A 7,244-nucleotide genomic window follows, 5' to 3' on the forward strand; every position below is an offset into this window, starting at 1 on the left:
CTCACCTGATTAAGGAGAAAAAGTCTTCATTTTCTTACGTGAATTAACTTACCTCCTCACAAGCCCTACGAGAGCCCCGATTATGAAGCCTGCGGCGATGGGACCCACGATTATTATACCTAACGTCTGAAGAGCTGTGAGTATGTATGGCATGGCATTAACTACCTCGGGGAAGAGTCTGCTTAACAGTGTAGTCAGTGAGTCTCCGAGACTCCACACGGAGAGGAACGACCCTATAACTAGCGTGATTAGTAGTGCTATCACGTACTTTATCACTTTAAATGAGAAGTAACCGACTAAGAACCCCATCAAGAACTGAATGAATGATGAAGTGTAGAATTTCGGGTTTGACATGAGTTCTGAGATTATGTCAGAAAGAGTGTCTGGACTCCCACTTACGTTATTGGTTGCACCAACTCTAACTAAAGTCGCTAGTAGAATAAGACTTGCTACGACCAAGCAAGTAGGCAGCAAACGACTCAATTTATTACACCAAGATAATCTTGAGCTAGCTTCTTTATTAAGTACTCACCCTAAAGTTTAAGCATGGATAGGCGCCTTATGTTGCTTTGTGCTGAGGCTAGGGAACTTAAGTGTTGTAATTGAATATGAAGCGTTCTTTCCGGTATGCTGAGTCCCAAAACATGTACTCATATATTGAGCTCAGCTTGAAAGCTCTTAGAGATCTAGACCAGAGGTCTGTATTCGCAGGACTCAAGACATCATCAAGTATTTCTAAGACTCTCTCAACATACTTAGCATACTCTTTAGAAGAATAAAGTGATATCCACTTACTATAGAGCTCGTGTGGAGACCCTAACTCCTCTAGGTAACGACCTACCTCAAAATATATCCAGTAACAAGGAGTAACTGAAGCCACACCCACGGGAAACTCACTCAACAAGACGGTTCTCCATAAATGATTCACGTACCCTGCATTAGTCGGTGTTAGCGGTGTCTTTCTGAGGTCCTCGGACGTAATGCCCCAGACCCTGAAGTAGTAGTTATGGAGTGTTTTCTCAAACTCTAGTATAGCTATCGAGTCTTCAGCAAATACCTTAACCCACTCCTCCTTAGGCGCTTTCCCCGCAAGCGTTGCAAGAACTCGTGAGTATTCGTCTAAGTATAGCGCGTCTTGAATTACGTAATACTTGAATACTTCCTCGTCTAGCGAGCCACTACTTAACTCTCTTATGAAGGGGTGATTAATTATCGCATTAAAAATCTCTCTTACTTCCTCCCACAGAATTTCCGAGGGTTTTTTCACGGCCAACAACCCTACTTACTTAATGTTTTCAGTATTTCTTCAGCTACTTTCTTACCCGAGAGTAGCATGCCACTAAATATGGGTCCCATCCTGTGGAGGTGTTTTAGCGTGGCGACAGCCATTCCAGCCACGTAAAGACCTTCAACAACCTTGCCAGTCATTTCAACGACTTTCAGTTCACTTAATTCCGAGTAAGCAGACCTCTCACCAGGTAACCTAATACCTACAGAGGGGTTTTTCTTCTCAATTATTTTGAGGACTTCAGCGTCATGCCCTGTAGCGTCTACTACGGTCTTAGAGTAGATGAAGAGAGGGTCTACGTGTAGTCCTGCTAGAGACACAGCACTCCACTGTATCACTACACCCTCAACCCTGAATGGTTCCTCACGAACTATTAAGTCTTCGACTGTGACGCCGTGTATTATCTTAGCTCCAGCATCTATAGCTCCGGTTGCTAGTTTTGCCATGAGTTCGGAAGAGTCTAGCACGTAGAGGTCGTAATCACTCATGTAATCGTATCTAATATTAAATTCTCTCAGTATGGGCAGAGCTCTCGCGTCAACTACTATCTTGTGCAGTAACATCCCGCCACCCCCTATGCCTCCGCCAAAGCTTAACCTCCTCTCCAACACTACAGTCTTGAGACCTGAGCTCGCTAGGTATTTAGCGGCTGTAAGGCCTGAGGGACCCGCACCAACTACCACGACGTCTGTGTTTACTAGTTTTAGCCAGTCGTCCGCAGTAGCTCTCCATATAGCTTTAGAAATTCTTGACTCTAGAGGCTCCGTTTTACTCACCAGTACTCAATTATCACTAAAGAATAAAAACCTTAATAATTAAGTTTTACTGGTGAGCGTCTTGAGTAATCGTTCGTGGAGAGTTGCTATCACGATAGCTGGTAGCGATTCAGGCGGTGGTGCAGGGATTGAAGCAGACTTAAAGACTTTTGCTTCTTTAGGAGTTCACGGGACGGCCGCGATCACGAGTGTGACAGCACAAAACACTTACGAGGTTACTGCAATACATGACATACCTCCTGAAGTAGTCTACGAGCAGGTTAAGGTTGTGGCTGAAGACATGGGTATCGATGCTGGAAAGACAGGCATGTTAAGCAATAGCGACATAATACGTTCTGTAGCTAAAGCAGTTAGGGAGTTTTCTTTTCCTCTAGTAGTAGATCCTGTCATGATAGCTAAGAGTGGTGCTAGACTGCTTAGAGAAGACGCTGTTGAAGCTCTGAAGAAGGAGTTGCTTCCTCAAGCTAAGGTAGTTACTCCAAACAAGGCCGAGGCAGAAGTCCTCTCGGGAATAGAGATAAAAGACTTAGAAGACTCTAAGCTAGCAGCTAAGAAGATCCACGAAGAATACTCTTGTGAAGCTGTAGTAGTTAAGGGTGGCCACCTGGGAGGCGCTGAAGCTGTAGACGTCCTCTACTGGGGCGGTAAGTACCACATCTTAAGTAGCCCGAGAATTAGCGGCGCGTGTACTCACGGGACTGGATGCGTCTTCTCTGCCGCTATAACTGCTTACCTAGCTAAGGGGCTGAGCGTTCTTGACGCAGTAGCTAAAGCCAAAGAATTCGTGACTAAGGCTATAGACTTCGGGGTGACGGTAGGTAGGGGGCACTGCCCAGTCAACCCGGTAGCGTGGCTTGAGATACCCGCACACAAATACTTGACCCTACTAAGAGTTGAGGAAGCACTAGAAAAACTACTCAGAAATTCTGAGAGAATTCGTGAGGCAGTTCCTGAAGTGGGCATGAATTTAGTGGAGAGTATACCAGCACACTATGTTAGAGGGACTGAGGACGTCGCGGGGGTCGTGGGTAGGGTAGTAAGGTACGGGAGTAGCGTTAAGGCTGTAGGCCCTGTTAAGTTTGGCGCGTCATCACATCTAGCCAGACTAGTTATTGAGGTCTTGAAGAGAAGTCATGAGATTAGGGCAGCGATCAACGTAAGGTATGACGAGAAGTACGTGAAGAGAGCTACTGAGTTGGGTTATTTAGTTGTCGGAGTTGATAGGACGAAAGAACCTGAATACTCTAAGAGAGTTGAGGGCAGTAGTCTTCAGTGGATTGTGGGTGAAGCTCTAAGAACGTGTGGTGGGAGAGTTCCAGACCTCATATACGATACTGGAGACGTAGGTAAAGAAGCTATGATAAGGATATTAGGCAGAAATGCTACTGAAGTAGTAGAAAAGCTTCTGCGGATTCTAGAGTAAAGACCTAAAGAAAGGTTTCGAGCTACAAACACTTCACGACCATAGCAGTACCTAATTACTGCTCACGAGTCCTTAAGTTTACGTAGGGGTTGTAATCTAGTGTTTGTGTTACTTCGTTTAACCAGTTTAAGACCCATAGTGAGGAAGGCTTTAAAACTTCGGGGAGTCCCGTGCTACGCCCCAACATAGACTTAATATGGTGCTTAACCGCCGCAACTGCTGCGGCAACTTCCTGAGTAGTTAGTGCTTCTCTCTCTTCTGGTCCCTCTCTATCAGTTAACACTTCCCTGACTCCTGGCGTCGGGGCGGGCGCAGGAGCCTTTGCTCTCTTCTCTATAACTAACCACCTATAGAAGTAAAGTATGATGACTACTATAGCGAGGATTAAGAAAGCATTTAGTAGTCCCAGAATCGCAGGCAGTAATCCCTCACTTAATGAAGTCAGTTACTATCACCTAATTAAACTCAACACATTAACTAATAAAAATCTTAGGATCTTCTTGGTTTCCGAAACACTCAAAGTTCTTGTTTAGGAACCTACTACCCTGTACTTGATTTCCCTGTAGAACGAGCTCCTCGCCAGCTTATTCTCATCTACCACTATCATGTGTATGTATGTCGCTACAGCTAAAATAACGTAAGTTTGAGTCATCACAAGTACAGTCAGGGGAGATAGCAAGTATCCTGCAGGATACACCGCAGAGACCTTGGAAGCGCCTAAGTATAGAACCCCTGCTGAAGTCACTTGATTTAAATTTATGCTTAGCTGTGTCACGACCGCTGATAATACCTTAATAATGAGTGCTAAGAAGAGTCCTGAGAAAGCCAGTATTGAGAGAGCCCCACTAAACAACCACCTGACACCCACGTTGAAGTTTCTACCACTAAAGAATAAGTAGAGTGTTAACGCCCCCGCGAATATCAGGTACGTGCTCAACATGAGTACTAGTAAAGACAAGAAGCTCACGCTGAAGAGTGAGTCACACCTAACTGGAGTGCCGTAAAACATTAGCTCATGATGTGTTAAGGCGACATACCCCTCAATAACACCCTCAACCACGTAGACTGGGGTTATAGCTAAGTAGATCGTGAAGAGTCCTAAAAAGACGGAGTAAGCAGAAGCTAAGACAACGAGCTTACGTAACCTCTTAACTAAAATCAATTCTTCTCTGCTCAACAACTTCCTCACCTAGGAGCACGTACTTGATCATCACGTAAGCGTATTCCCCCCTACTATCCACGAGTAGCGTGTGCGTGTTTTTAGGACCTATTACGAAACTCTGGAGCTCCTCTACTTGAATCACTTTATGAATTCTTGCTTTCTCGTCATAACTCATGTAAGTTACTTTAGCGTAAGTGATGTTGATTGGTACGTAATTGGGGTTACTCAATACTAGAGAACTCCCATTGACTGAGACTCTCAGCTTACTCCAAGATATGTGTAGCGGGTAGCTACCTATCAAGAAACCCTTATCTAGTGTTAAGTTAACTAGAGTCTCGAAGCTGGTTACCCCGACTTCGTAAGCCCTCACGTAAGTCTCGGGAGGCACTATAACCACAACACTGTCTGAGGACAGCACGTACGCTCTACACTCAATCAATTGATTAATTACCTTGATCAAGCATCCAGAGACGTTAACTATATTCAGGTGTTGAGGACTGTATCTCACTAGTATTAGTGACCCTGGATCAAGTATCTCAACACTCCTCAAACTTATAGATGGCTTGACAATTACCGTTTCTGTCGTGAAGTGATATATAGGCACTAGAGCTATTAGAGCCAAGTTAATCACCATAAAGGCTGAGAAAACTATTAGTTCTACGTCCCCGAAATCTCTCATGAGCGCTAGTATCTTCTCTTTCTCTCTAATAAGGTATAGACCCACGAACACTAGACATATAGACAGCCAGGCAATAGAGGGTACTACTAAGACTACCTTATACCTAACATAAGACTCAGGTATTGGAGGATCTTCAGAAGGGTTGTTATCACCTTTAGTTACTACGTAGTATCCTCTAAACTCAACTACTCTATGAACAGTGCAGTGAGTAAGGCTACTACACCAGACTACTATGTCGCCCAAGCCGTAACTAGCTATGTCTTTATGAAGACTCACGAGCAGGTCACCAGGCTTCAGAGAAGGATACATCGAGTAACCACTAACTAGTGATAAGCTTACTGGGAAGTAAACAAACCTGCTAAGCAGTATTAAAGCAAACAAAAACAACACGACAATCAAGGTAATAAGATGTGTAGAACCGCGACCCACCCTCACACCCCCAGAGTGACTGGATAGTAAACACAGACACTCTTGAGTTGTGGATCGACACAATAAACGAGTTCTAGGTATAGTCTTGAGGAGTTATTAGTTGATTCTTTACTAGCCTCAATACTCACCTTAAGACTAGTACTCGAGTCAATCTTAATTAAGCTAGTCTCAACAGGCCCTGCAGGCGGTGAGGCACCACTAATTAACAGAGAGTCGCTGCTCGTGCCGTTAGAGACTTCTATTACTAGCTCCAGGTCTGGCTGAATTAAGGAGTGCCCAGGGTATAGGATGATCCCTGCATAATAAGGGGTCGTGTCATCAACTGATACCGCGCTGAGAACAACTGTCTTAGGTAGTTTTAGCTGGTAAGTAGAGAAAAGTATTTGAATCTCGGCTCGCGTGTCCTCATCATAGAAGGTAGTGATTATCCTGTGAACTACCAACGCATAAGTATCACTCCCTACTATAGAGTCAACGAAGTTCTTGGCTAGGCATAAGTTGCCGCTAGCGTCGTAAATTCTGAAGACTCCTCCCCAACCCCTACCAACGACTGCGTCACTCAAGACGTTTAGGTTAGTTGTGCTACCAGATGACGTAGCTTCAGCTACTTTATTGCCTAAGTCATCATATAAACTTAGAGTAAAGCCTTGAGGCGCTCCCTCAACATAGACGTAACGCGAGTCTGAAACAGAGACTACGAAATCATCGAATACCGCCTGCCCACCATCAACATCCACGCCAACACGAGACGGGATGAAGTATCTGCCACCACTCACACTAACACTCCCTGAAGCAAGAACACTACCATCGACACTATACACTACCGCCGAGATGTAGTTAGTCGACGTTGCCGCGCTCCTACTGTAGTTAATGTAGAGAATAAACCAGCGGTCAGTAGGAGCAGGGAAAGACGTAGCACTCCTATATAGACTTGTCCAACTCCTACCATTATAATACCAGATATCTAGATATCCTGTATTGCCAGTCACGTAAACACTTATCTCGTAAAGTCTAGACGAGGTAGTAGGTTGCTGGAGAAGCGAGACCCCCATCCACATCGTAGTACCAGAGTACCTGCGAACCTTAACAGAAGCACTCAACCACTCATAAGAAGATATTGAGGAATCCCAGTAATAAACTGAGGAGCCGCCTGGACCTCCATTATCATCTACTCCTAAGAGGCCATTACCCTTATAGCCAGAAGCAATAGCCCAAGAACCACCCAGCCGCCCCCACCCGCTAGGCAGAGACTCGAAATCACTGAAGACTAGTGAAGACCTCCTAGAACGTATTACGTCAACACAAACAAAGAAATCGTTAAGACCACTAAAAACCACGGGCGGGGACTGAGGATAAAAAACAGCTTGAACAGGGTAAAAAACATAGACAGACGTATAGCAAACATTAAGGAAACTCAGTAAGAAAATTATAGAGACAAAAAGAACACGTAGACTTAACCAACCATTCATTACAGCACCCTAAGCTAA

General features: G+C 44.6%; 8 protein-coding genes. 1 reads left to right on the forward strand and 7 read right to left on the reverse strand.

The features are described from left to right. Positions 1 to 48: 48 nt before the first annotated feature. From QXL29_07135 to QXL29_07145, 3 genes are all read right to left on the reverse strand, one after another. Entirely contained in the window at positions 49 to 483 is a 435-nt protein-coding gene (locus QXL29_07135) for a hypothetical protein (GenBank protein MEM2284366.1), read from the reverse strand. Between the two features lie 106 nt (positions 484 to 589). Next, the gene (tenA, locus tag QXL29_07140; protein MEM2284367.1) at positions 590 to 1,267 is read right to left on the reverse strand and encodes a thiaminase II; all 678 of its coding nucleotides are present in this window, start codon (positions 1,265 to 1,267) and stop codon (positions 590 to 592) included. A gap of 11 nt (positions 1,268 to 1,278) precedes the next feature. Continuing rightward, the gene (locus QXL29_07145) at positions 1,279 to 2,064 is read right to left on the reverse strand and encodes a sulfide-dependent adenosine diphosphate thiazole synthase (GenBank protein ID MEM2284368.1); all 786 of its coding nucleotides are present in this window, start codon (positions 2,062 to 2,064) and stop codon (positions 1,279 to 1,281) included. Between the two features lie 52 nt (positions 2,065 to 2,116). On the opposite strand from QXL29_07145, the gene QXL29_07150 reads away from it, so the two are divergent. Then, positions 2,117 to 3,487, forward strand: a complete 1,371-nt coding sequence (locus tag QXL29_07150; GenBank protein MEM2284369.1) for a bifunctional hydroxymethylpyrimidine kinase/phosphomethylpyrimidine kinase — start codon at positions 2,117 to 2,119, stop codon at positions 3,485 to 3,487. Positions 3,488 to 3,542: 55 nt separating this feature from the next. Here QXL29_07150 and QXL29_07155 read toward each other — a convergent pair whose 3' ends face one another. The 4 genes from QXL29_07155 to QXL29_07170 form a co-directional block, all read right to left on the reverse strand. Continuing rightward, positions 3,543 to 3,770: a hypothetical protein gene (locus tag QXL29_07155; protein ID MEM2284370.1), complete on the reverse strand. Its 228-nt coding sequence runs from the start codon at positions 3,768 to 3,770 to the stop codon at positions 3,543 to 3,545. A 246-nt stretch (positions 3,771 to 4,016) separates the two neighbouring features. Then, the gene (locus QXL29_07160) at positions 4,017 to 4,664 is read right to left on the reverse strand and encodes a hypothetical protein (protein MEM2284371.1); all 648 of its coding nucleotides are present in this window, start codon (positions 4,662 to 4,664) and stop codon (positions 4,017 to 4,019) included. Beyond that, on the reverse strand, positions 4,636 to 5,757 hold the full coding sequence (locus tag QXL29_07165) for a signal peptidase I (protein MEM2284372.1): 1,122 nt from the start codon (positions 5,755 to 5,757) through the stop codon (positions 4,636 to 4,638). Before QXL29_07165 ends, QXL29_07160 begins: the two co-directional genes overlap by 29 nt. A gap of 2 nt (positions 5,758 to 5,759) precedes the next feature. Next, complete coding sequence (locus tag QXL29_07170; protein ID MEM2284373.1) at positions 5,760 to 7,226, reverse strand: hypothetical protein; 1,467 nt, start codon at positions 7,224 to 7,226, stop codon at positions 5,760 to 5,762. Positions 7,227 to 7,244 lie beyond the last annotated feature (18 nt).

The sequence above is a fragment of the Zestosphaera sp. genome, assembly GCA_038843015.1.
Lineage (GTDB): Archaea > Thermoproteota > Thermoprotei_A > Sulfolobales > NBVN01 > Zestomicrobium.